27 protein-coding genes and 1 pseudogene are annotated in these 22,107 nt (G+C 70.8%); 13 read left to right on the top strand and 15 right to left on the bottom strand.

The genetic code is table 11. The features are described 5' to 3' along the window. The 3 genes from TR50_RS21280 to TR50_RS21270 form a co-directional block, all read left to right on the top strand. The coding region (locus TR50_RS21280) for an NADase-type glycan-binding domain-containing protein (protein WP_236654516.1) at positions 1-1,006 on the top strand (1,006 nt) is incomplete at its 5' end. A 29-nt stretch (positions 1,007-1,035) separates the two neighbouring features. After that, positions 1,036-1,467 (top strand): contractile injection system spike tip protein, encoded by a 432-nt coding sequence (locus TR50_RS21275; protein ID WP_052441161.1) that lies wholly within the window; start codon positions 1,036-1,038, stop codon positions 1,465-1,467. Between the two features lie 28 nt (positions 1,468-1,495). Then, positions 1,496-2,266 (top strand): phosphotransferase, encoded by a 771-nt coding sequence (locus TR50_RS21270; RefSeq protein WP_042423822.1) that lies wholly within the window; start codon positions 1,496-1,498, stop codon positions 2,264-2,266. On the opposite strand, the gene TR50_RS21265 is transcribed toward TR50_RS21270, so the two are convergent. Next, on the bottom strand, positions 2,254-2,709 hold the full coding sequence (locus TR50_RS21265; RefSeq protein WP_236654515.1) for an SMI1/KNR4 family protein: 456 nt from the start codon (positions 2,707-2,709) through the stop codon (positions 2,254-2,256). The two genes, TR50_RS21270 and TR50_RS21265, sit on opposite strands and share 13 nt — an antisense overlap. A 194-nt stretch (positions 2,710-2,903) precedes the next feature. Here TR50_RS21265 and TR50_RS21260 point away from each other — a divergent pair, with 194 nt between their 5' ends. Continuing rightward, complete coding sequence (locus TR50_RS21260; protein ID WP_042423814.1) at positions 2,904-3,413, top strand: Imm50 family immunity protein; 510 nt, start codon at positions 2,904-2,906, stop codon at positions 3,411-3,413. Continuing rightward, positions 3,406-3,801 carry an Imm50 family immunity protein gene (locus TR50_RS21255; RefSeq protein ID WP_152648528.1) on the top strand — a complete coding sequence of 132 codons (396 nt, stop codon included), beginning with the start codon at positions 3,406-3,408 and terminating at the stop codon, positions 3,799-3,801. The genes TR50_RS21260 and TR50_RS21255 overlap by 8 nt, the downstream gene beginning before the upstream one ends. Positions 3,802-3,956: 155 nt before the next feature. On the opposite strand, the gene TR50_RS21250 is transcribed toward TR50_RS21255, so the two are convergent. From TR50_RS21250 to TR50_RS21240, 3 genes are read right to left on the bottom strand one after another with little or no spacing between them, the layout of a single operon-like run. Continuing rightward, positions 3,957-5,078: a hypothetical protein gene (locus tag TR50_RS21250; protein WP_042423809.1), complete on the bottom strand. Its 1,122-nt coding sequence runs from the start codon at positions 5,076-5,078 to the stop codon at positions 3,957-3,959. A 35-nt stretch (positions 5,079-5,113) separates the two neighbouring features. Next, positions 5,114-5,494: a hypothetical protein gene (locus TR50_RS21245; RefSeq protein WP_152648527.1), complete on the bottom strand. Its 381-nt coding sequence runs from the start codon at positions 5,492-5,494 to the stop codon at positions 5,114-5,116. Positions 5,495-5,524: 30 nt separating this feature from the next. Next, positions 5,525-6,091: a hypothetical protein gene (locus TR50_RS21240; protein WP_042423803.1), complete on the bottom strand. Its 567-nt coding sequence runs from the start codon at positions 6,089-6,091 to the stop codon at positions 5,525-5,527. Positions 6,092-6,380: 289 nt separating this feature from the next. Between TR50_RS21240 and TR50_RS21235 the strand changes: the two genes are divergently transcribed. Beyond that, a complete protein-coding gene (locus TR50_RS21235) occupies positions 6,381-6,890 on the top strand; it encodes an NUDIX domain-containing protein (protein WP_304941208.1) in 510 nt (169 codons plus the stop codon). Here the strand turns inward: TR50_RS21235 and TR50_RS21230 are convergent. The 8 genes and pseudogenes from TR50_RS21230 to TR50_RS21200 all read right to left on the bottom strand — a co-directional run bounded on the left by TR50_RS21230 (position 6,887) and on the right by TR50_RS21200 (position 13,517). Next, a complete protein-coding gene (locus TR50_RS21230; RefSeq protein WP_042423797.1) occupies positions 6,887-7,579 on the bottom strand; it encodes a cytidylate kinase family protein in 693 nt (230 codons plus the stop codon). The two genes, TR50_RS21235 and TR50_RS21230, sit on opposite strands and share 4 nt — an antisense overlap. Before the next feature lie 71 nt (positions 7,580-7,650). Further along, positions 7,651-7,758, bottom strand: a pseudogene (locus TR50_RS45670) (IS5/IS1182 family transposase); the annotation flags it as partial. Positions 7,759-7,888: 130 nt separating this feature from the next. After that, on the bottom strand, positions 7,889-8,560 hold the full coding sequence (locus TR50_RS42735) for a deaminase (RefSeq protein ID WP_160311145.1): 672 nt from the start codon (positions 8,558-8,560) through the stop codon (positions 7,889-7,891). A 404-nt stretch (positions 8,561-8,964) separates the two neighbouring features. Further along, positions 8,965-9,618, bottom strand: a complete 654-nt coding sequence (locus TR50_RS42730; protein WP_160311144.1) for a tRNA-specific adenosine deaminase — start codon at positions 9,616-9,618, stop codon at positions 8,965-8,967. Positions 9,619-10,067: 449 nt separating this feature from the next. Continuing rightward, entirely contained in the window at positions 10,068-10,361 is a 294-nt protein-coding gene (locus TR50_RS21215; RefSeq protein WP_042423795.1) for a DUF1330 domain-containing protein, read from the bottom strand. A 69-nt stretch (positions 10,362-10,430) separates the two neighbouring features. After that, positions 10,431-11,834, bottom strand: a complete 1,404-nt coding sequence (locus TR50_RS21210) for an MFS transporter (protein ID WP_084700685.1) — start codon at positions 11,832-11,834, stop codon at positions 10,431-10,433. 77 nt (positions 11,835-11,911) lie between these two features. Continuing rightward, on the bottom strand, positions 11,912-12,370 hold the full coding sequence (locus tag TR50_RS21205) for a MarR family winged helix-turn-helix transcriptional regulator (protein ID WP_236654514.1): 459 nt from the start codon (positions 12,368-12,370) through the stop codon (positions 11,912-11,914). Between the two features lie 70 nt (positions 12,371-12,440). After that, on the bottom strand, positions 12,441-13,517 hold the full coding sequence (locus TR50_RS21200) for a DUF3048 domain-containing protein (protein ID WP_152648526.1): 1,077 nt from the start codon (positions 13,515-13,517) through the stop codon (positions 12,441-12,443). Between the two features lie 293 nt (positions 13,518-13,810). Here TR50_RS21200 and TR50_RS21195 point away from each other — a divergent pair, with 293 nt between their 5' ends. The 6 genes from TR50_RS21195 to TR50_RS21170 all read left to right on the top strand — a co-directional run bounded on the left by TR50_RS21195 (position 13,811) and on the right by TR50_RS21170 (position 18,931). Further along, entirely contained in the window at positions 13,811-15,466 is a 1,656-nt protein-coding gene (locus TR50_RS21195; protein ID WP_042423785.1) for a COG1470 family protein, read from the top strand. Positions 15,467-15,886: 420 nt separating this feature from the next. After that, positions 15,887-16,741: an NlpC/P60 family protein gene (locus tag TR50_RS46830; protein WP_052441156.1), complete on the top strand. Its 855-nt coding sequence runs from the start codon at positions 15,887-15,889 to the stop codon at positions 16,739-16,741. A gap of 161 nt (positions 16,742-16,902) precedes the next feature. Then, positions 16,903-17,598, top strand: a complete 696-nt coding sequence (locus TR50_RS45665) for a YoaK family protein (protein ID WP_042423782.1) — start codon at positions 16,903-16,905, stop codon at positions 17,596-17,598. Between the two features lie 233 nt (positions 17,599-17,831). Further along, complete coding sequence (locus TR50_RS21180; RefSeq protein ID WP_042423779.1) at positions 17,832-18,215, top strand: hypothetical protein; 384 nt, start codon at positions 17,832-17,834, stop codon at positions 18,213-18,215. A gap of 113 nt (positions 18,216-18,328) precedes the next feature. Beyond that, a complete protein-coding gene (locus tag TR50_RS21175) occupies positions 18,329-18,565 on the top strand; it encodes a DUF5133 domain-containing protein (protein ID WP_042423776.1) in 237 nt (78 codons plus the stop codon). Positions 18,566-18,661: 96 nt separating this feature from the next. After that, positions 18,662-18,931 (top strand): hypothetical protein, encoded by a 270-nt coding sequence (locus TR50_RS21170; protein ID WP_042423773.1) that lies wholly within the window; start codon positions 18,662-18,664, stop codon positions 18,929-18,931. Positions 18,932-19,075: 144 nt separating this feature from the next. On the opposite strand, the gene TR50_RS21165 is transcribed toward TR50_RS21170, so the two are convergent. The 3 genes from TR50_RS21165 to TR50_RS21155 all read right to left on the bottom strand — a co-directional run bounded on the left by TR50_RS21165 (position 19,076) and on the right by TR50_RS21155 (position 20,888). Then, positions 19,076-19,489, bottom strand: coding sequence for a hypothetical protein (locus TR50_RS21165; protein ID WP_042423770.1), 414 nt, complete (start codon positions 19,487-19,489; stop codon positions 19,076-19,078). A 200-nt stretch (positions 19,490-19,689) separates the two neighbouring features. Further along, positions 19,690-19,950 (bottom strand): hypothetical protein, encoded by a 261-nt coding sequence (locus tag TR50_RS21160; RefSeq protein WP_042423767.1) that lies wholly within the window; start codon positions 19,948-19,950, stop codon positions 19,690-19,692. Positions 19,951-20,135: 185 nt separating this feature from the next. After that, entirely contained in the window at positions 20,136-20,888 is a 753-nt protein-coding gene (locus tag TR50_RS21155; RefSeq protein ID WP_236654512.1) for an SDR family NAD(P)-dependent oxidoreductase, read from the bottom strand. Between the two features lie 245 nt (positions 20,889-21,133). Here TR50_RS21155 and TR50_RS21150 point away from each other — a divergent pair. Further along, the coding region (locus tag TR50_RS21150) for an FAD-binding protein (protein ID WP_042423764.1) at positions 21,134-22,107 on the top strand (974 nt) is incomplete at its 3' end.

Genomic DNA, 22,107 nt, shown 5'->3' with positions numbered 1-22,107 from the left:
CCCGCCGCCGGCGGCACGGGAGCCGCGCTCCGCGCCACCGCCATCTCCCCCGCCACCACCCCCGTCGGCCGCGACGGCCGCGACGGCCGAACCCGAGGCCCTGATCGCGCCGGTGAACCCCCGCACCGACAACGAGCCCGAGGAGTTCACACCCCAGCCCCTGCACCCGCGTCTGGTCACACTGGCTCCCAGCCGGGCCGGCCGCCAGATCCGGCCGGGCGACCTGATCTGCGGCGAGTGCGGCCAGGGCAACAGCCCGACCCGCAAGTTCTGCCGGCGCTGCGGCAGTTCGCTGGACGAGGCCGCCGCAGCCGCCCGGCTCTCCTGGCGGCGCAGGGTCCTGCACCGCGGCCTGAAGTCGGTCCCGATCGACAGGCGTCGCGGAGCGGGCACCGAGGAGGCGTCACCGGAGCCACCGGCCAAGGCCGTCCTGCGCGTGCTGCGCAACGTGCTCGGGATCCTCGTCCTGGTCGCGACGCTGGCCTACGCCCTGATCCCGCTGGTCCGCTTCGATGTCGACAGCGAGATCTCCCGCATCAGGAACAGCGTCGCCAAGCGGATCGCCAACAGCTACACCACGGTCCACCCCGACCAGGCGAGCAGCAACACCGCAAGACCCGGACACCCCGCCTCCGCCGCCGTCGACGGCTTCACCGACACGTACTGGGCGGCACCCTGGACCCCACTCATCGGCACCTCCGGGGCCGACTACCCGACCCTGACCGTCCACTTCCAGAAGGCCGTCACCATCCGCCGACTCATCGTCCTCAGCGGGGCCTCCAACGACTACCTCGCGGTCAACCGGCCCTCCGCCCTCCACCTCGTCTACTCCAACCACGCCGGCGACACCATCACCCTCCAGGACACCCAGAAACCCCAGACGCTGCCCGTCAAAGGCGCCGTCGCCGTCACCAGCATGCAGATCCAGATCGTCAGCAGCTTCCAGTCGCCCGCCAACGACACGGTCGCGATCAGCGAGATCGAGTTCTTCGCCCTCAGCCTGTGACCCACCCACCCCGCCAGCGGGAGGCCGCCATGGCCGACAACCTCATCAGGACGCAGGACCTCGTGCAGGTCACCATCGCGCCGCCCTGCGTCGTCCCCCTGCTCTCCGCCCCCGCCCCCCTGATCGGCTCCAGCCGGAAGGTCACCGTCAACGGGTCCCCCGCCTGCCTCCTCGGCGACGAACTGCCCCCCACCCTCAAAGCCCCGCTGCCGTACACCTCCCCGCCCTACGCGACCCCCGGCACCGGCCGCCTCCAACTCGTCCTCGCCCCGAGCAACCTCACCAGGACCACCCTCAACGGCAAGCCCATGCTCCTCCAGGGCGCGCTCTTCCAGGCCCTCTTCACCGTCGTCCAACCCGCGACCATGCCCTCACCCGCCGGCCCCGTCCCCGACCCCCTGCCCACCAAGCCCGGCACGGCCCGGTTCATCACCACCAACCTCACCGTCAAAGGCGCATGACACGTGCCCGGATCGTTATCCTGCCCCTGTGCAAGATCGGGAAGTGTTCGTCGGGGGCGTCAACCAGGTCGTACGGGAAGGCGATCTCGTACGCCGTCCGGCGGGACCGTGGAGCGGGACTGTTCAACGCCTGCTCGCACACGTCGCTGAGGCCGGCTTCGAGGGGGCTCCGAAGCCACGCGGACTGAGCGAGGAGGGGACGGAGGAACGCGTCGAGTACCTGCCCGGGGAGGTCGGACACGACTTCGCCGCGCCCCAGGTGCGCAGCGACGCCTCCCTGGTCGCGGCGGCCCGGCTACTGCGCGGATTCCACGACGCCACATCCGGTTTCGTGCGGACCCCGGAGGACGTGTGGCAGCTTCCGCCCCGTGAGCCGGCGGAGGTGATCTGCCACGGCGACGCGGCCACCTACAACACCGTGTTCCGCGATCAGCTGCCCTTCGCCTTCATCGACTTCGACACCTGCCATCCCGGTCCCCGGATCTGGGACGCGGCATACACCGCGTACCGGTTCGTACCGCTCTACGCCCCGGACGAGGCAGACCTCACGCTCCCCCTGCCGGAGGCCCGACGTCGCCTGGACCTCTTCGCGGACGCCTACGGGCTCTCGGACGTCCAACGGGCCCACCTTCCCCGTGTCGCGGCGGAGCGGCTCAGAGCACTGGTGGCATGGATGTACGCCCAGCACGCCGCCGGACATGCCGCCTACGGACAGCACATCCGCGAGGGCCACGACCGTCGCTACCTGACCGACGCCGAGTGGATCGAGCGCAACTTCACAGGCGTCTACAGCGCTTGAAAGGCCTCGGGCTCCTCCTGGGATCCCAGCCATACCGCGTACCAGTCGCGGAAGTCCGGGCCGGGAGTCAGACCACCCCAGAGCCGGTCGTCGAGCCACACTTGTCCTGCGTTGGTGCCCGTGATGACCAGGCGGGAGAAGGTACCGCACCCGATCTCGCCGAGGACCAGCGTTCCCGCAACCGAGTAGTCGGCGTCGCCTCCGCGGCCGGGCCCCGGGCGGTCCGCGGTGTGCGGGAACGGGGTGGCCAGGAAACCCAGCTGCAAACACTCCGCCCGGACGTCGTGCAGTGCCTCTTCGTCGGCCACTTCCTCCGCCAGACCCGGCAGTCCGTAGTCCGGCCCTGCCCCACCGCCGCTGACCGTACTCAGGAAGTCCCGGTAGGACACAGGCAGGATGACGCCGTGCCGTTGCTCGAAGGAGCCTATCGCCTTCTCCGTCATGGGCGGTTGAAGCCGGTAACCGTGGTGCGAGGCACCGAAGCGGCGACGCTCGGGATCTGCCCGTGCCATCGCAGCGACACGAGAGCGCACCAAGGCGCCGTTCCATACCCGGCTCGCGGCCCCAGCGTCAGTGGTCACGCCCGAACCGTACCCTTGTCCGGCACAACCCCGAACCCAGAGCGGAGGGCCCACCCATGCCAGCCGACGCATGGCCGCAATTCCTGGTCCACTCCGAGCGGTTCACCGCGCTCTACACCGAGTTGCCGGCTTTGGAATGCCTGGTTCTCAGGTCGGTGCACCTCAGTCCGTACGGCCCTGGTGTGACGTTGCGTGTCGAGATTCCGCGCTTTCCCGACCTCGCACCGCCAGATTGGACTGAAGCCGGCTGTGACCGGTTCGAGGCTCAGATCGAGTTCTTCGCCTGCGGCGAGGACCTGCGGATGCGGGGCGTCCCCGACAGCACGGTGGTCGACATCGAGTTCGGTCCCCGGGTCCCCACCCCGGAGCGCCGGATCGGGGTCGCGGTGAACGGTCCGGAGTTCTCACTGGCGTTCACCGCGCACGCTCTGAGAGTGGGCCATCTCAACGCCTACCGCTCCAACGAAGCGCCCTACACGGCTCGGCGATGGTTCGAGAGCCGCCTTGACCAGCACCGGCACCAGGGAGTGCTGCCTCCCACGACTGCGAAGGCGTTTTATGAGTGAACGCGACTGGTCATCCGAGTTGACCAACCCCGAGGCTGTCCGTGGAGTCCTTGGCTCGCCCCCACCGCCGCTGACGGACTACCACTTGGACTCAGTCCTCATCGATGAGCGCGAAGCGTCGGTCACCTTGAGGTTCTCCGCCTTCGCAGTCCCCGTCGGCGCCGCCGAACTGTGGCAGGCACGTGGCCACAACGCGCATGAGTTCGTCCTGGTCTGTGTTGGCGTGAGGAACTTCGAGGTGGACGCTTGGTCTGGCTGGCCCACCACTCTCGCCAGGCTCAGCGGAGGAACCGTTGTGCTCGCCGGCCGGGAAAAGCGGGTGTCCTTCGAGGCCGACGAAATCCGCGCTGAGTCCCCGGTCGGACGCCTATGGGGCCGAACACCGTGACGTCACCCGACAGGGGTACTCGACCGGGCAGCCCGCGCCAGGCAAAACCAGGGCCTGCTCAAGGTCGACTTCCACGCGAGGCCCACGACGACGTGCGGAGGGCGACGCCGGCAGGTCGAGAATCGCCGGCGTCGCCTGTCTGACCAGCCGTTCGATCATACGGTCTTCTTCACTCCCCGTTTCGATTCTTCCTGGTTCGCGTCCGCGCTTCCTCCCCGCAGTTCCGTCTGGCTCTTCTCGGCTGAAGCCGCGGCGCTTTCGATCTCGCTGACGAGCTGCTTGACTTCGCTTTCCAGTTCGTCGTTGCGGGCGATCTGCTCAGCGATCTTCTGCGCGCTCGCGAGGCACTCCGCATTGGCCCCGAGTTGATCTGCATAACCTTCAAGTGCTGCTTCTTCATGGGCGGCGCGGATTTTGCACGCGTCGGCCACTTCCTTCAACTCCGCCTGCGGCTCTTTCAGTTTCACGGCAGCGTCCTGGTCGGTGTCGCTGCTACTTGCAATCGCGACGATACGCTTCGCAACGGGGACGGCCGTGGCTTTGCCGGCGGGCAGGGGATCATGGTCCAGCAGGTCGTCGTCATCGTCATCGGCATCGTCATCGGAGTCTCCGGCACCATCGGCGATTGCCTTGCCCGCCAGGATGATCGAGCCACGCGAAGAGCCCTGGTTGTCGCCGTTTCCCCCAAGGCCGGACACGCGGCGCTCAAGCTCATCCAGCCTCTCTCGCATCCTGGCATTCTGATCCTTGACCGCGCGCAGCTTCTCTTTCACCCTTCGGACCTCGTCCCTGGTGGCAAGCTCTTCATCCTCGAGCGCCTTCTTGACCGTCGGGTAGAACTGGACCAGGAGTCCGAGGAAGCCCAGGATGGCGGTGAGTATGACGAGGCTGGCCCCGGTGATCCCAAGGATCGCGCCGATTCTGCTGCGCTGATCAGGTGCCGCGTAATACGTCACCACAAGACTCGCCAGGGTGGCCGCACCGCCAAGGGCGCCGATCCCAGCGACCACCCACTTGTTCACCAGGCCGCCCAGCTTCTTCAAGGCGTTCCAGAGGCAGTCCCCAGCGCTCGCGTACCGCCGCGGCTTCTTCTTCGTCGCCAACATGGTGCCGTGCCCGGCTTCCAGGTCAACGCCGACGTCGTCGGGGCCGCCCTCTTCCTTTTCCGGCTCGGGCGTCGGGTCGAGGCTGATCTCGTCGCCCCTGTTGTGGAACCACTTCTCCTGCTCGCTAGGGCGGCTCCGATTTCCACCGCGGGGGACTTCTTCGTCGGTCATCTTTCCCACTCCCTCTGCAACGTGCCCTTGACGCGCTACTTCCCGGCTTGCACAGCGTCGAGCGCCGCGATGATCTCGTCGTCCACGCCGCCGGCCATCGCCTCCAGCAGCCCCACCGGAACCCCCATGTCCGCCAGGTACGCCTTCGCTGATTCCTCGGTGGCGCAGCTGTCCACGAGCCGCATGAGGCCGGGGTACTTGTCGCGGAACTCCCTGTCGACGTCCTCTGCGGTCGGGGGTCGGTCGACGGCTCCGCTCGGTTCGTTGCCGGACTCGGTCGGCACACCGACTCGGCTGATCATGTACTTGTCCCAGTCGGCCGACTGAGCGAGGATCCCCGCTTGTTCGGCGGTCTTGGGATCGACCATGACTCGTGCTTTTTCGACGAGGAGATCCCACAGAGCTTTTTCCGGCATGGCTGATCCGCTCCTTTCGTCAGTCAGCTGCTAGTCCCCGGGCTGGCGCCTCTCCCTTGCCACCACGGCTAGAGCCTCGATCGAAAGCTCCCGCATCCGATCCGGCGTGACGTCTGCTGCCGCCTGGGGATCTTCCTCCACAGCGGCTCTGAGAACGTCGGTGGCTTCGCCGGAGACGTTCGCGGAGGCGTTCAACGCCCCATCGGCTGTCGCCATTTCGTCGCTGGCCTCCTCCCGCAGCGCAGCGTCGGCGAAGGCGTCCTGCGGGGCGCTGCCGGACACGTCGCGGTCGTCCGCGGGCTGCGGGGAGGAGCGCAGCAACTCCCACAGGCCGGCCGCCCATGCCCGCTTCTCCTGGTCGGTAGGCTCGCCGGAGCCGCCGATCTGCTGCAGGCTGCGGGCCAAGGGGTCGAAGTCGCGCTCGTTCAGCGCGTCAACCAGGGCCTTCCAGCGCAGGTCATCGGCGGACTGTGCTTCGAACCAGTCGGGTCGGCCCAGCCAGTTGCCGAGTTCTTCGCGCATCAGCACGAGCTCCGGGTCTGACACGTCGTCGCGCAGCCACTGGGTCAGGGTGAAGAACACCACTTCGTCAAACATTCAGCACCTCCTCAAAGGCCTGCGCCCGCAATGGGCTTGGGTTGCTGAGGTCTGTCCTCCGGGCCGATGCCCGGGCCGGGTCATCTCCAAGTCTGCGGCGGCGACCTACGATCGGACACCGCTCCCGGGGAAGCCGAAAGGGCGATGCGGCGTGCCTTTTCGGTCTTCCCAGGGCCGGGGCGTCAGGGGACCAGCACGAGCCGCTCACGGCCAAGGTGGTCTGCGGGGCCGGCCGCTGCAGCACGGCGGTGTCAGTGGCGTTCCATAGCCTGTCGCAATGATCCGTAGCGTGTTTGAGCAGCGCCCGCTTGATGCTGCCGTCGCTGACGCCGGGAGCGCGACGCTGGAGTTCGACGGGGCCAGAGCCTGGTTCCGCTCTGCGTTGGCCGGCGCCGTGGAGCCGTTGGGCGCCGAGGTGTGGGTTCTGGATGCAGCCATGCAGCAGATCGTGCTGGTCAGGCATCCGTGGCGCGGGCTGGTCCCGCCAGGTGGCAAGGTGGAGCCCGGTGAGTGTCCGCGCGAGGGCGCGGCCCGGGAACTGGCCGAGGAGACCGGCCTGCGGCCCCGGTTGCTGGAGCGGCCCGCCGCGGTGGCGGTGCGGTCGTTCGGCCCGGGTCTGCCGGTGACCATGTCCCTCTCCTACGCCGCGATCGGCGACCCGGAACAGCCGCTGATCGCGGAGGACGGGCAGCCCGCCGTCTGGACGCGGCTGGACCAGGGCTGGGACAGCTGCTTCCCCGATGACGTGCTGCGCATCCGACAGTACGTGAGGCTTCTGAGAGCGGGTTCCTGCGCCTAGAGACGCTGCGGTCGGACTTCCCAGGCCGGACGTTGGAGTTGATCGTTGTACACGATGACGTCGGCGTGGTCGGTTGGGCGGGCTGTGGCGAAGTAGAGCTGCTGGGAGGGGATGTAGCGGTCGCGCCAGGACCGTTCGATCTCACTGCTGTCGGCGGTGGATCCGGCCAGAGCTGCGCCTCGGCTCCGGGCTCGGTCCACCGTCTGCTCGAAGGGGACGGACACGAAGATGCGCAGGTCCCACCGGTCGATGAGTTCCGGGCGCAGGAGGAAGACGCCGTCGAAGAGCAGCACCGCGTCTGCGGGGGCGGTCGTGGCCGGAAGGGACGACGGGGTGTCGGTGTCCCTGTCGTGGACCGCGGATCGGAACGTTCGGTCGCCGCCCGGGCCCAGCGGGTCGAGCAGGACCCGGCACAGCGCGGCCTGGTCGTGGGCGTCGTAGTAGCAGCCTTCGGCCGAGTACTGGCCGCGTCGGTAGCGTTGTGCACGGGGGAAGAGGAAGTCGTCGATGCACGCGCGGATGACCTGGCGGCCCTGCGCGCGCAGGACCACGGCGAGCTCGTCGGCCAGCGTGGTCTTGCCGGCGGCGGGCGGCCCGTCGATGGCGACCCGTAGCGGGTGCGTGGTCGTGACGGACGTGACCGTCCCGGCCAGCCGACTGATGAGCTCGCCGCGGGTGCCCTGGTCCATCGCTGCCTCTCTCGGTGTCGCTGTTCGTCGTGCCTGTTTCCCTCTACGTGCGGCGCACTTGACAAGTCATCTCATTGGGTGAGTCGGCGGTAGCAAATGAGAGTGGCGGCGATGCCGGCGAAGGCGAGGAAGTGTTCGGCCTTGCGTTCGTATCGGCGGTGGAGACGCCGGCATCCGGCACGGGTAGCAGTGTAAGGAGCGGCAATGACTCAACGGAGCGACGATATCTCCCCGCGCGGTGCCGGGTCGATCCCGGGCATTGAGGCTGCCCCAACCCGGACACCGGCGAGGGCGTCGATCAGTGAAAGGCTACTTCCTGCTGAAGAGCGGATCCGTCTCTTCGTGGAGCACGCCCCCGACCACCGGCATCCTGGTCCTGGGATCCCCTGGCGGCAACGTCGCGACGACCTGAGGCATTGAGATCCTTGGCACCGTGTTGCCTGGTTGTGCCATAAGGAACTCAAGCGAGGTCCCGTAGGCCACGCCGGCCACGCGCGCAAAGAGAGCGCACGTCGCGCACATAGGGCATGGCTCGGCCGTCGTCACCAAGACGGTCGTGGAGGCGGCAGTAAAGCTGCCTTTGTTGATGCTGTACCCCCGGAGCGCGTTGAGCTCCGCATGGGCCGACGGGTCGGCGCCGCCGGTATTCGCCGCCCGCCAGACGATCTCACCATTGCCCACGTCGACAAGTACGGCGCCGTAACCGAATGAATGAGCCGCCCCCTCCGCAACGTCGATCGCTGCGCGCATTGCTGCCTCGAGGTTCCTGCGCACGGGCTCCGGCAATGCGTCGGGCGGCGAGGTGGGGAACTCGGGCTGGAGCGGCAGCTTTGTGGGCGGTGTGCACTGCTGGACGGGTGAGGCCTGGGCGTCTGCGCGCGCCTCACCCGAGAGCGACAGCGCCCCAACGGCACTGATGAAGAGCGCGCCTTGACGCAGCGCCTGGCGGCGATCGACCGAGTGTGGCATCGACGTCGTCATCGGACATCTGACCCAAATAGACCAAAAGGCTGCGGTGCGGGTGCGGGTGCTCCCGAACATGCCGCAAGTCCCACGACGAGATCACGGCATTCCATGATCGTCCCCTCTCGATTCTCGACTATGACTGATGCCTGAAATAAAGTCTTTAAGCCTTTCTGCATCCCCGTCGCTCGGACGCCCGGAGAACGGGAAGGCGTCGCAGGGGCCAGGCACGGCCCCGATGCCCGCCATGCCGGGGTGCGGGGCGCAAGTCCGGACTCGATCGTAGAAGGCGCTCTCCGGACCTCGGCTTCGATGCAGCGGGCGGCGCGTCGGGCTTCTCGATCGAGCCGGAGGCCCGTCCGGAAGATCCTTCAGTGACGCCGCCGGCCCCCGATGCCGGTCAGGGCGCGCCCGGTGCACGGTCACATGAAGAGCGGATCCGTCTCTTCGTGGAGCACGCCCCCGACCACCGGCATGTTCGGCAGGGGGCCCGTCGCGACGACCTGAGGCATCGAGATCCGGATCGGCATGCGGGTGGGCGGATGTCCGATGAGGAACTCGAGCGAGGTTCCGTACGCCACGCCGGCCACCCGCGAGAAGATGGCACACGTCGCGCACATAGGGCATGGCTCGGCCGTCGTCACCAGAACAGTCTTATGCAGAGCCTCCCCATCGGGGTGCAAGAGGCCGAAGTTCCGGAGCACATTGAGCTCCGCATGATTCGTTCCGGGGCCGTCACCCCCCTTCGCCTCCGCGACGATCCGACCATCATCCACGTTGACCAGTACGGCGCCGAATCCGCGGTACCGCGGTGCCGGCGACACCACTTTGATCGCTGCGCGCATTGCTGTCTCGAGGTTCCTGCGCACGGGCTCCGGCAATGCGTCGGGCGGCGAGGTGGGGAACTCAGGCTGGAGCGGCAGCCTCGTGGGCGGCGTGCACTGCTGGATGGGTGAGGCCTGCGCCTCTGCGCGCGCCTCACCCGAGAGCGAAAGCGCCCCGACAGAAGCAATGAAGAAGGCGCCCTGACGCAGCGCCTGGCGGCGATCGACCGAGTGTGGCATCGACGTCGTCATCGGATGTCTGACCCATTTAGCCCAAAAGGCTGCGGTGCGGGTGCGGGTGCTCCCGGGCATGCTGCAAGCCCCATGGCATTCGACTTCGCGTAGCGCTTGCCGCCTTCGACGACGAGATCACGGTATTCCACGATCATCCCCTCTCGATCCTCCACCCACGGCGGGTCGCGTCTGATTTGGCGGGCCTTGGTCTGCTCAAGTCAACGTATCGGTGGTTCAGTAGTGCGACTTAAGTGTCCCGCCCGGGTTCCACCCGTTCGGGCGGGGTCGGCGCGGTCATGAACACACCCTGGCCGTGTATGGCAGTTGTCGTCCTCGATCGCCGCCTGGCTCGCCGACTGCCGACGACTACATCGCCACTACGAATGACCTCTTACGTGCGGCGCGCTGACGGGCCGGGATGAACCCCGCAGTCGGCTTCGTGTTCGTCGCCGACGCGGTCTCGGTCGTCAGTCGAGGCCTTCGATGATGCGGAAGTCGCGCTCGACGCCGTCAGCGAGTACGGCCAGCGCCTCCTGGTAGGCCGCACTCGCACGGGCGGCGACCGCCTGTTCGAAGCTGTCGAACTCGATCAGGATGGTGCGCTCCGCGATTCCGGCGTCGTGTGCGACGACCCGGCCGTCGCGGGCGAGCAGCCGCCCGCCCCCGGCCCGGACGGCCGGCCCGGCCAGCTTGTTGTAGGCAGCCAGCTTCTCGGGGTCCTTGATGTTCCGGTAGACGCTGACCCAGTAGCCCTTGGCCACGGCACCTCCTGTGTTCGGGACTTCACATCTGACGTCGCATTCACCATAGTGACCGCATGCGGGCGGTCCTCAGCTTCCGGTTCGACTGGGCCGGTCCTGGCCCGGCACACCGGCTGGCGCTGTGCTCTGATCGGTCTCGGGTGAGCGCCGGCGGGCGAGGGCGAGGCTGGTCATCGTCGTGATCGCCATCGCGGCGACGCCGACCAGCGCCGCGGTGGTGTAGGCGTCGTCGTTCGGGAAGAGGCGGCCGGTGTCGGTTCCGGCGGCCAGGACCAGACCGCCGATGGCGCTGCCCAGGGAGTACCCGACGCTGCGGACGACGTAGTTGAAGCTCATGGCGCTCGACGTCTCGCTCTTGGGGGTGACGGCCAGGATGACGCTGGGCATGGCGGCCGAGAAGCTGCCGACGCCGAAGCCCAGCACGCCCATGGCCGCGAGCAGTTCGGCCAGGTTGGACCGGGCGGTGGCGAACAGGACGAACCCGCCGCCGACGATGGCGGCGCTGCCGGCCAGGAGCAGGGGGCCGTCGATCCTCTTCCGGACCCGCGGCGTGAGCTTGCCGGCGGCGAACCCGAGCACGGAGAAGGGGATGAGGACCAAGCCCGCCACGAAGGTGGTCAGTCCGAAGCCGTAGCCGGCGCTGTGCGGCGTCTGCGCGTAGCGGGTGATGAGCGTGAGCAGGAGGTACATGCCGCTCCCGCCGACGAACATGGCGATGTTCGCCCCGGCGACCGCCGGGTGACGTACCGCGCGGACGTCGACCAGGGGCGTCTTGGTTCGCAGTTCGGAAACGGTCCAGATGCAGAGCAGGAGTACGGCGGCGACGGCGAGGCTCACCGCCACGGCGAGGTGACGGCTCCACAGGCTCCGCTCGCCGACCAGGAACAGGACGAGGAACAGTCCACCCGCCAGGACGAGCGCACCGGCGACGTTCACCTGAGCGGAGCGGCCTTCGGGAGCCGCGGGCACCGAGCGCCAGGCGGTCACGAAGGCGATGGCGGTGATGAGCAGGCCGAGGCCGTAGGCGGCCCGCAGTCCGCCGAACTCGGCGAGCAGCGCGGCCAGCGGGTAGCCGACGCCGGCTCCGATGATGGAGACCACGGAGATCAGGGCGATCGTGGCCGCGCTGCGCTCCTCGGGAAGATGGTCGCGGGCCACGCCCATCATCAGCGCGGTGAGACCGAGTCCGACGCCTTGGGCCGCTCTGCCCGCGAGCAGCCAGGCGAACGGCAGCGGCAGCACGGTGAGCGCGCTGCCGACGACGACGATCGCCAGCGTGGCGAGAATCGTGGTCCGCCGGTGCGGACCGGCTCCGAGTCGGCCGAGGACGGGGGTGGCGACGGCGCCGCTGAGCAGGGCGATGGTGAGCGTCCACTGCGCGCTGTCGAGCGAGACGTGGAACGTGGTCGCCACGCTGGTGATGAGCGGCGTCCCGAGGCTGCCGACCGCCGCCACGACCAGGGCGACGAACATCAGGGCGGGGACCAGCAGACGTGTCTCGGAACGTTTCAGGGCAGTGCTCGTGGGCTGGTCATGAGCCTGGGCCGCGGTCACCGGTCCGACTCCTGTCGGGCGTGGCTTTCGAGCTCGGCCAGATGCGTCAGCGCAGGCAGTGCCGCTGCCAGGGCCTCGACCTCGTCACCGGTGAGTTCGTCGATCAACCGCGCGTACGCGTCGACGCCTGCCTGGCGTCGGGCCCGGACGTACGACGCGCCGGCCTCGGTCAGGCATACCAGCGTGACGCGCTTGTCGGACGGATCGCCCGTCCGCTCGACCAGCCCGGATTCCTCCATCACCCGGACCAGGACGGTCATCGCGGGCTGGGTGACGCCCTCGGCCGCCGCCAGATCGGTGATCCGTCGCGGGCCGGTCTTGTCCAGGGTGGCCAAGGTGGCGGCGGACGTCAGGCTCATGTCGCGGGGAAGGCGTCTCACGGCCCTGGTGGCCAGACCGTAGAGGGCTGACCCGATGGCATCGGAAGCGCCGTGCGCGGCGTCTCGGCGACTCATGCGAGAAGCATAGCCGATTTATATGAATCCTTTATGCATTCTCCCGATCAGGGTCTGTCGGGACCTGGCGTCAGGGGACCAGCACGACCCAGGTGCGGCCGGGTCGCAGGCGCATCGGCGCGCCGTTCACCGTGTAGCTCGTCGGGGCGGTGTCGGCCGGCTTCGACCAGCGCCCGTGCCAGACCCGACCGTCGCGGTAGAAGTCGGCGGCGCCCTGCCCCGTCGTGACCGACACGACCTCGTTGTCGGGCCGGCCGGCGTTGTGGTCGGTGTAGGCGCCGGGCACGACCGCGACATGTTGGACGATCACGTTGGCGGTGGTGAGGCGGCCTTGGTCGGCGGGGGCGGCCGGGTGGCCGTTGACCGAGACCAGCCAGCGCGAACCGCTCGCGGCGAAGGTGAAGGTGAACGCGGCGGCGGGCATGTTCACCGTCACGCGGCCTGCGGCGGCGCCCGCAGCGGGCTCGGGGCCGAAGGTGAAGCCGACGTCCTTCGCCCGCGCCAGGCCCGGGTGCGCGGCGAAGACCTGCGCGGGTCCGATGTACGTGGGCATCAGGCCGCCGTCGCTGAACAGGCCGCTGTCCGGCGTGACGCCCACGAGGTTCGCCCGTGCCAGGTCCGGCAGGAGTCCTGAGATCGCGCCGCTGTAGACCAGGCCGACGCGCCCGTAGGCGGCCAGCAGCGGGATGTCGCTCTGCCGGGCGCTGCGCACCGGGCCGACCCGCGAGGGGGCGTGGGCGCTGTCGAACACCGCGAGGTACCGGCTCAGCCCGCCCTCGACCTGGAGGACGTACACCACGTCGGCGGCGTTCAGGCCGAGTTGCTCGGTCTGCGCCGCCCCCACGTTGTCGACCTTGACGGCCAGGACCCGCCCCGCGCCGCCGGGAAGCCCCGTCAGCGGGGAGACCGGACCGGCCGGGGAGCCGACGGCGGCAGCCGGGGCGGAGGCGGGCGCCGTGGAGGCCGTCGGCCCGGTGGCGGTCGGCGGCGTCGCGGAGACGGCCGGGGGCGCGGGTGCGGCAGGGGCGGGGCGCCCGGAGACGGCGGTGAACACCGGTCCGCCCGGCCCGGCCTCGCCCAGCGCCACCGGGACCATGACCACGGCCCCGGTGAGGGCGGCCGCCACTGCCCAGCTTGTCGCTCTCATCACCCCACCGCCTCTCGTGGGGCCGGGGTGCCGTCCGGGGTGACGGGCCCGTACCCCTCTCGTCGAGCGTGAGGCCCTCGGTCGCCGAGGTCGTGCCCGACCGGGCAGCCCGACGGGCCCCCGGCGCTGCCCTGGCGGCCGGGAACCCGCTCGGGGGACGCTGCGGGTGGGCAGGCCAGCGGTCGTTCCCTCTCCGGGGGTTGTCGACTCTTCCTCATCGGGCCTGCTGCCGGGACCCAACGGCTTCCCCTTCGCGGCTGACGCTCCTCGGCCCGTCCGCCGACTCTGGGGGCATGGGAGTCACCATTTCGCTGCCTGACGAGCCCGTCCGCGTCGCGGCGGGGCAGGAGGCCGGTTGCGAGATCCGGCTGCGCAACGACGGCGGGGTCGTCGACGAGTTCCTCCTCGACGTCCTCGGTGACGCCAGGGAGTGGGCCCAGGTCACGCCGGACAAGGTCAACGTCCTGCCCGGTGAGGCGGCCACCGCCCGGCTCACGCTGAGGCCGCCCAGGTCGCCGAGGGTGCCTGCGGGCGAGTTGCCGTTCGCCGTCCGGGCCGTCTCCCGGGAGGACGTGGAAGGGTCCTCGGTCGAGGAGGGCACGGCCGTCGTCGGCCCGTTCACCGAGTTCGCGCTCGACCTGCTCCCCAGGACCCGCCGGGGGCGCGGCACCGCACGCTTCCGCGCGGCCGTGGACAACCTGGGCAACGCGCCGCTGGTCGTCGAGCTGTTCGCCGACGACGAGGACGCCCAGCTCGCCTTCCGCTTCCGGGAATCCGTCGTCACCGTCGCCCCGGGGATGAGCCTGCTGGTCCCGCTCAAGGCGCGGCCCCGGCAGGTCGGCTGGTTCCGCCGCGGTCGCCCGATCCCGTTCCAGGTCCTCGCGGTCGACAAGGAGCGACAGGAGCAGACCGCCGTCGGCGCGCTGCACACCGTGCCGCTGGTCTCTCCGACGCTGCTGAAGCTGCTCGTGCTCGCGGGGGCGCTGGTGATCGCCGGGGTCGTGCTGCTCGCGACCGTCTTCAGACCGACCCCGACCCAGTCCGCGGTCTCCAACAGCGCCAACACACAGCAACAGCAGGCCTCCGCGGCGAGTTCCCAGGCCGCAGGGGCCCGGCAGCAGGCGTCAGGGGCGCAGCAGCAGGCCGCGGGCGCACAGAGTCAGGCCGCGGGCGCGAGTTCGCGGGCGGCCGCGGCCGGTACGCAGGCGGCCGCGGCGGGCAGCCAGGCCGCGGGGGCACAGAAGCAGGCATCAGGCGCGAGCTCCCAAGCCGCAGGCGCCCAACAGCAGGCCGCAGGCGCCCAGCGGCAGGCCTCCGGCGCCGACTCGCAGGCCGCCGCGGCCGGTACCCAGGCCGTAGGGGCACAGAAGCAGGCATCAGGCGCGAACTCCCAAGCCGCAGGCGCCCAACAGCAGGCAGGCCAGGCCGCACAACAGGCGGCGCAGGCCCGGCAGCAGGCTTCGCAGGCCCTCAAGCAGGCCCAGGCGGCGCAGCAGGAGGCGGCCGCCGCGCAGAAACAGGCGCAGCAGAACGCCGCGGTCAGCCTGCCGGCTCTCGCGGCCCTCCCACCGGGCACGGGAACCGTGCAGGCCACAGACGCCCGACTCCGGATCGCGACGGCACCCGCCACCAACGGCGCTTTCACCGCTACCGCGTACACCGTGCCGGCCAAGGCCACCACCTACGTCAGCGACCTCGTCCTGCAGAATCCCGACGGCGACACGGCACTGCTGGAGATCCGCCGTGGCGGCACCGTCCTCCTCGAAGTCGGCCTGACCCCGGCCGCCCCCGGAAACCCCTCCCAGACGCTGGACGAGCACTTCACCGCCCCCCTCCAGTTCGACCCGAGGGACCAGCTCGTCCTCGCCGTCGCCTGCACCCGGCCCGGCACCGGCGCGACCTGCGACGACGCCGTCCTGTTCTCCGGCCGCACGGTGCTCGCCCCTTGACCGCTCACCCAACCGGGCACCCATGTCCCGCACCCGGATTCCACCCACTTCGGCTGTGGGCGCACTCAGGCTCAAAGATCTCAACGAGCGCCCGTTCGGCTCTGGGTGATGGCTGCCCAGGCGGTGGACACCTACCGTGGCAACGCAGGCAGCGACAAGCGGGGGCGGGCGGTTTCACCCACCGACGACCTCATGGAGGTTCGCATGCTCCGTCCGACCGGACCCGGAAACCCAAGGTTCAGGCGTGCCGTGGGTCGGGGATGTGTGCTGACTGCGGCGGCCTGGGTGTTCCTCCTCCCCACCGGTACGGCGGGGCCGTCTGCGGCCGCCGAGCACCGTTCTACCGCCTGCTCTGCGCTGGACCCCCTCACCGCCTCGTGCGCCAGCTCCCGCCTCGCGCCCTACGGTCCCGCGCCGGTCATGGCGCGCAGCATCAGCCGGGCGCAGGTGATCGCCCGGGCCCGGGCGTGGATCGGCGAGGGGGTGCCGTACTCACAGACCGCCTGGTGGACCGACGCCAACGGCACGTACCGGCAGGACTGCTCGGGGTTCGTGTCGATGGCCTGGGCGCTGGAGCAGCGCGACGACTTCTGGACCGGGAACCTCGCCCTGGTCGCCCATCCGATCCCGGCGGACGCCCTCCTGCCCGGCGACATCCTGCTCTCCGCCACCCACACGGTGATCTTCGCGGGCTGGGACGACCCCTCGCACACCACCTTCGACCTCTACGAGGAGGCGCACACCGGCACGGCCGCGCGCTATGTGTCCGGCGCCGACTTCGGGCACTACGCGGACTCCGGATTCACCGCCTACCGCGACAACCTGATCGCCGACGCCGACCCGCAGCCTGCGGCCGTCCAGTACGCCGCCACGCCGGTCGGCGTCGCCGACCAGCTCGCCTCTCTCACGTCCACCCCGCTTCCCGTTGCGCCGCCGCTCGCCTTCACCGACGCCGGCGGACACCTCACCAGCGTTCCCGCCGTCCCCCGTCCCCCCGCCGCCGCGCCGGCCGGCGACCCGGCGGGCGCGCTTTCGCCCCCGCTTCGGCCCCGGGTCCAGTACGCGGCCCTCCCGCTCGCCGCGCTCCTGCGCTGGTGGTTGGACGCCGCCACGCTCACGTACGGCTACGCCCTCGGCTGCCTGCGCGCACGCACCTGGGCCCGGTGCCGCCCCACGGGCCCATCCGACACGCCCGTCACGCCCGTCATGCCCGTCTCCCCGGCCACACCTGTCCCGGGCAGACGCCTCGTTCCGCTGTCCGGGTGGACCGGCTGAGCGGTCCTGCCTCGGTCGGCCGACGGTGCGGAGCGGCGTCGACGAGACGGCCCCCGCCCCTGGCACAGTGGCCGCATGACGTCGCACCATCCGACCGGGCCCGTCACGCCCCGGCGCGTCGCCTCGGCCGTCGATCGGGCGACTCCGGAGGTCCGGTCCGCGTGGTGACGATCCATCGCCGCACCGACAACCTGCCCGTGGGAGCGCTGCTGGCCTGCGTCGGCGGGTTCCTGGACGCGTTCACCCTCGTCCTCTACCAGGTGTTCGCCAACCTCCAGTCGGGCAACGTGGTGCTGTTCTGGACGCAGATCACCTCGTGGCACTGGCAGGCGGCGGCGCTGCGGCTCGTGCCCATCGTCGCCTTCGTCGCCGGCGTGCTCGTGGTGGACCTGCTCGGGACGCCCCGGCTCATGGCCGTGGTCCGTCGACCGCTGCGTCTTGTGGTGACCATCGAGATCGTGCTGCTGGCCGCCGTCGCGTCCCTGCCCGGACACCCTCCGGCGGGCGTCACGACCGTCACGGTGGCGTTCGTGGCCGCGTTGCAGTTCTCGACGTTCACGACCCTGCACGACGCCCCGTATGCCACGGTGATGACCAGTGGCAACCTCCGGCAGTGCATCGTCGCCACGCGCCGGTGGCTCGTGGACCGGGACGCCGCCGCGCGCTCGCGCGCGCAGCAGTACGGCGTCATCGTGGGGTCGTTCACGATCGGCGCGCTGATCGGCGTGCTCTGCACGCGCTGGCTCGGCCAGCCGGCGATCGCGGTGGCGGCCGCGATCCTGGCCGTCGTCCTCGCGCTGCTGATCCGGGAGACGCGGCGGCTGGAGCGGCGGACTGCGGCCACAGCTCCGGCCTGACGTCCGGTGCCCGGCGACCGGCGACCCGCGGAGCCATGGGGCTCGGCACGTCGTCGCCTGACGTGCGTGTTCCTACCGTCCGCGCGGCGCGCTCTTACCGCCCACCATGGCTCGTGGTGATAGAACTCGGCTGCCGCGCCGTGCGCGTTGCGCGGCACGACTCCCGTTACCTGCCTGCTGACTGCGGGCTCTCCAGGAGAAGGTCTGTCATGTTCTCGATATCCCGGCGGTCCATGAGGCGCCTCAGGACCGCGGCAGCGGTCCTGGCGCTCTCGACGGGGGCGGGCCTGCTGGCCGCCGCCCCGGCCGTGGCCAAGTCCGACCTGGACCTGCACGCCGACAGGGCCACGGTCCCCGTGGGCGCCACCGTCACGCTGACCGCCTCGGGCGTCTCGGACGACTTCGGCGGCGACACGATGCTGGTCTGCATCGACCAGCGCACCGGCGCGCGGACCTGGCGGACGCTGCGCTGCACCTCCGCCGCCACGCTGAACCTGTCGGAGCGCGCGACGCGGGCGGGCAGACTGTCGTTCCGCGCCCAGCTGCTCGCGGTGACCGCCCCGGGCCGCACGTCCGTCGACCGGACCTCGGCCGTGGTCACCGTCCGGGTCGGCTGACTCCTCCACCATTCCTCCCCGGAACCCCTGCGCATGCCCGTCGCCGAACGGGGCAGACGGCCCTGGGGGCGACACGGTGTCGCCGTCCTGACATGCGAAGAGGGTGGTCGACGGTGCTGATGGCGCATCCGACGGTGCTGAACGGACTGGTCGAGGAGTACGCGGCGCTGTCCGCGCTCGGCGCCGGGGACGGCGACGAGCAGGCCCGGCGGCGCCTCGACGACATCAGCTACACGCTGTGCGTCGTCACCGGCACCCGCGACGTCGACAGCGCCCTGGCCGCCGCCCGCCACCGCCTGCCGGGGGCCCGCCCCGAGGACGACTCCGTCCTCACCGCTGCCGGGACCTGACCCCGGGCCGCCGACGGCCCGGGGATCGACCGGCTTCGGGATCGCACACGGCGTGGGAGCCGCGTCCCCCGCCGTGGCTGTGCCTACCGTGAACGCATGGCTGCTGTGCTCGTCGCCGACGTCGAACCGTTCCCGGAGAGGTACGCGGGCGATCCCCGCTTCCTCGAAACCCAAGTCATGGTGCTCAGCGAGGCGGTGCCTGCCGGCTACTGGGTCAGCGTGGGCACGGCACCACATGCGGAAGTCGTCCAGGTCAGCTCGTGCGACTTCACGGCCCCGTTCTACAGCTGCAAGCTCGCCACGCGGCTCGCGAGCCCGCATTCCGCCGGTGAGCCGGTCACGCCCATCCCCGACCTGACGGACTGACCGCTGCGCGCGCCGCCTTCGCCACCGTGCCGACGGTGGTTACCGCATCGCGGAGCCGGACGGGGGAGCACCGCTCCCCCGTCCGGCTCCGCGCCTCCGCCCTGCTGACGTGCTGACATGCTGACGTGCTGCCTGGCGGCGTGCTCAGCGCACGACGGTCACGCTGACCACGCCGGACTCCGCGTCCAGCCAGGTCCGGCCGCCCGAGGCGCTCTGGACTCCCTCCAGCACGCCGCGCAGTTGGAGGACGCCGGTGTGGCCGGCGCGGACCTTGCCGTACGCGGACGCGTCCTGCCGGGTGGAGTCGACGGTCCGCCCGCACCACACGGTCTGCCACGCGCCACCGTTGCCGTAGCGCTCCTGGACGCAGTACCGCTGCCACCCGACGGCGTCGGAGGCGCCGGTGCCGTGCACGCCGAACCACTGGCCGACGTGCTGGGTGTGCGGGGTGGCCTGGAAATCGATGCTGCTCTTCGCCGACGCGGTCCCGATCCCGGCGACCGCGACCGTGCCGGCCACGGCGCTGACGGTGAGCAGTCGGGCAAGACTCTGGATCATTGCGAACCCCCTGAGGTGATCTCCCTGCTGACACCTGCCGTCACGCCCCGCCGGGGACCGCCGGTTTCCGAAATCCACCGAATCCGGTCGTTCGGCGGGCCCGCTCCCACCGGACGGAGGGACGCGGGGGGACACACGGACGGTCTCCCCGCCGGCGCGGGGCCGACGGGGAGACCGTCCGTGTGCGGGAGGGGTTCTGACTAGCGGTTGCACACCCGGTGGGCGGGGACCCAGGTGCGGGTCCAGTAGCCGGGGTGACGCCTGCCGTGGTGGTCACGGTAGGCGGGGTGCCAGGTGCGCACCCACTGCCCCCTCACCTCGTGGCAGCGCTGGTGGTGGTCCCCCGGCCCCGGGTGCGGCGCCGCGGACGCGGTACCCACGACGCCGAGCACCGCTCCCCCGGCCAGCGCCGCCGCCGCCGACCCGAGCGCCACGGCCTTCTTCAGACGTCCACCGAACATGGTTGAACCCCTCTCAACTGTGCTGTGCTCCCGGCTTCCTGGTACTTCGGCCGGGCACAGACAACAATCCCCCACCACCGCCTCACAGATCCCCCAAAACCGCACACCATGACCAAACCGCGAGAATCCCTCAATCTCCCCGAAATGGTCATCAAAAACGACGACAACACGAACGACGGGCGGGATCAGGGCTGGAGGCCGCCGTCGACAGCGAGGACGTGTCCGGTGATGAAGGACGCCTCGTCGCCGACCAGGAACAGCGCGGCGGCGGCCACGTCCTCGGGGGTGCCCAGGCGGCCCAACGGCGTGCGCTGGGCGACCTCGTCGAGGCTCTCGCGCGGGAACGGGGCGGTCATGTCGGTCTCGATCACCCCGGGGGCGATCGCGTTGACCCGGATGCCCTGCGACCCCAACTCCTGGGCGGCGCTGAGGGTCAGCGCCGCGATGGCGCCCTTGGTGGCGGCGTAGGCCGCCATGAACGGCACGCCCGCCGAGGCTGCCAGCGAGGTCAGCAGCACGATCGAACCCGGGCCGCGCGGGCCCATGATCCGCGCGGCACCCTGGAGGACGGCGAAGGTGCCGAGCAGGTTGACCTCCACCACGCCGCGCGCGTCCGCGTCGGTGATGTCCTGGAGCACCCCGCCGAGGCCCATCGTCCCGGCGTTGGCGACGACGATGTCCAGGCCCCGGCCGCCCTCGGCCAGCGCGGCCATGAACGCCGCCACCTGCGCCTGGTCGCCCTGGTCGAGGGCGAGCCCGGTGACCGCCCCGCCCGACTCGGCGGCCACCTCCGCCGCCGCGTCCTTGGCCTCCTGCGCGTCCCGGCCGGTCAGCACCACCACTGCCCCGGCTCCCGCCAGCCGGCGCGCGACCGCGCGGCCGATCCCCCGCGTCCCTCCAGTGACCAGCGCCGTCCGTCCGTCGAGTTCCCTCAGCACCCTCGCCCCCAGCCGTCCCTGCGTGCGGCGCCCTGCCGCAGACGCCCACCCAAGCACGAACCTGCCTGCGCCACCAGGGAGTTGGCGGATCGCCGCAGCGTCGGTCCGGGGCACTGCGGGGAGCACGGCGCGCGGCCGCGCGCCGGAGCACGTCCGCCGCGCGCATGCGACCGTCCTCTGGCCTGCCCGACGATTTGGAGATCATCGAAGCCTGAGCCGCACCCGACCGACATCGAGGAGACCAGATGCCCGCCGACACGCCCCCGAACACCCTGACCAACTGGGCGGGGAACCTGCGCTACTCCGCCGCACGCGTCCACCGTCCCACCAGCGTCGAGCAGGTGCGCGAGGTGGTCCGCGGGGCCGGGCGCGTCCGGGCGCTGGGGTCGCGGCACTCCTTCAACGCGCTCGCGGACACCACCGGCGACCTCGTGAGCACCGCCGCCCTGCCGAGGGTGCTGGAGATCGCCCCGGACCGCGGCTCGGTCCGGGTGAGCGCCGGGCTGCGCTACGCCGAGATCGCGGCGGAGCTGAACAGGTCGGGCCTGGCCCTGGCCAACCTCGCCTCGCTGCCGCACCTCTCGGTGGCCGGCGCGGTCGCCACCGGCACCCACGGCTCCGGGGACGGGAACCAGGGGCTGGCCTCGGCGGTGCTCGCGCTCGAACTCGTGGACGCGGACGGCGGGCTGCGCCGGCTCAGCCGGTCGGCCGATCCGACGGTCTTCCCCGGTGCGGTGGTCTCCCTCGGCGCACTGGGCGTGGTGACGGAGCTGACGCTGGCCGTCGAGCCCGCTTACGAGGTCGCCCAGCAGGTCTTTCTCGGCCTGGACCTGGAGCGCCTCGCCGCCGGTTTCGGCGAGGTCTTCGCGTCCGGGTACAGCGTCAGCGCGTTCACCACGTGGGGCTCCGACCGGGCGTCGGTGTGGGTCAAGTCCCGCACCGACGCCGGGTCGCCCAGGACGGTGGCGGGCGCGGTCCCCGCCACCGGGCCGCAGCACCCGATCGCCGGGCTCCCCGCGGTCAACTGCACCGCGCAACTGGGGGAGCCCGGCCCGTGGCACGAGCGACTGCCGCACTTCCGGGCCGCGTTCACCCCGAGCAGCGGCGACGAGCTCCAGTCGGAGTACCTGCTGCCGCGCGAGCGGGCCGCCGAGGCCGTCGCGCGGCTGCGGGGCCTCGGCACCCGCCTCGCCCCGGCGCTGCACACCTCGGAGATCCG

The sequence above is a fragment of the Streptacidiphilus anmyonensis genome, from assembly GCF_000787855.1.
GTDB lineage: Bacteria > Actinomycetota > Actinomycetes > Streptomycetales > Streptomycetaceae > Streptacidiphilus > Streptacidiphilus anmyonensis.
The sequence above is the reverse complement of the archived record's forward strand: the minus strand, read 5'-3'. Positions and strand labels throughout refer to the sequence as shown.

Bases quoted from the DNA above. Each gene is read 5' to 3' on its own strand.
- TR50_RS21275 (WP_052441161.1), top strand. From the start codon at position 1,036: ATGGCCGACAACCTCATCAGGACGCAGGACCTCGTGCAGGTCACCATC.
- TR50_RS21265 (WP_236654515.1), bottom strand. From the start codon at position 2,709: ATGACGGAGAAGGCGATAGGCTCCTTCGAGCAACGGCACGGCGTCATC.
- TR50_RS21260 (WP_042423814.1), top strand. From the start codon at position 2,904: ATGCCAGCCGACGCATGGCCGCAATTCCTGGTCCACTCCGAGCGGTTC.
- TR50_RS21255 (WP_152648528.1), top strand. From the start codon at position 3,406: ATGAGTGAACGCGACTGGTCATCCGAGTTGACCAACCCCGAGGCTGTC.
- TR50_RS21250 (WP_042423809.1), bottom strand. From the start codon at position 5,078: ATGACCGACGAAGAAGTCCCCCGCGGTGGAAATCGGAGCCGCCCTAGC.
- TR50_RS21245 (WP_152648527.1), bottom strand. From the start codon at position 5,494: ATGCCGGAAAAAGCTCTGTGGGATCTCCTCGTCGAAAAAGCACGAGTC.
- TR50_RS21240 (WP_042423803.1), bottom strand. From the start codon at position 6,091: ATGTTTGACGAAGTGGTGTTCTTCACCCTGACCCAGTGGCTGCGCGAC.
- TR50_RS21230 (WP_042423797.1), bottom strand. From the start codon at position 7,579: ATGGACCAGGGCACCCGCGGCGAGCTCATCAGTCGGCTGGCCGGGACG.
- TR50_RS42735 (WP_160311145.1), bottom strand. From the start codon at position 8,560: ATGACGACGTCGATGCCACACTCGGTCGATCGCCGCCAGGCGCTGCGT.
- TR50_RS42730 (WP_160311144.1), bottom strand. From the start codon at position 9,618: ATGACGACGTCGATGCCACACTCGGTCGATCGCCGCCAGGCGCTGCGT.
- TR50_RS21210 (WP_084700685.1), bottom strand. From the start codon at position 11,834: ATGTTCGTCGCCCTGGTCGTGGCGGCGGTCGGCAGCCTCGGGACGCCG.
- TR50_RS21205 (WP_236654514.1), bottom strand. From the start codon at position 12,370: ATGAGTCGCCGAGACGCCGCGCACGGCGCTTCCGATGCCATCGGGTCA.
- TR50_RS21200 (WP_152648526.1), bottom strand. From the start codon at position 13,517: ATGAGAGCGACAAGCTGGGCAGTGGCGGCCGCCCTCACCGGGGCCGTG.
- TR50_RS21195 (WP_042423785.1), top strand. From the start codon at position 13,811: ATGGGAGTCACCATTTCGCTGCCTGACGAGCCCGTCCGCGTCGCGGCG.
- TR50_RS46830 (WP_052441156.1), top strand. From the start codon at position 15,887: ATGGCGCGCAGCATCAGCCGGGCGCAGGTGATCGCCCGGGCCCGGGCG.
- TR50_RS21180 (WP_042423779.1), top strand. From the start codon at position 17,832: ATGAGGCGCCTCAGGACCGCGGCAGCGGTCCTGGCGCTCTCGACGGGG.
- TR50_RS21170 (WP_042423773.1), top strand. From the start codon at position 18,662: ATGGCTGCTGTGCTCGTCGCCGACGTCGAACCGTTCCCGGAGAGGTAC.
- TR50_RS21165 (WP_042423770.1), bottom strand. From the start codon at position 19,489: ATGATCCAGAGTCTTGCCCGACTGCTCACCGTCAGCGCCGTGGCCGGC.
- TR50_RS21160 (WP_042423767.1), bottom strand. From the start codon at position 19,950: ATGTTCGGTGGACGTCTGAAGAAGGCCGTGGCGCTCGGGTCGGCGGCG.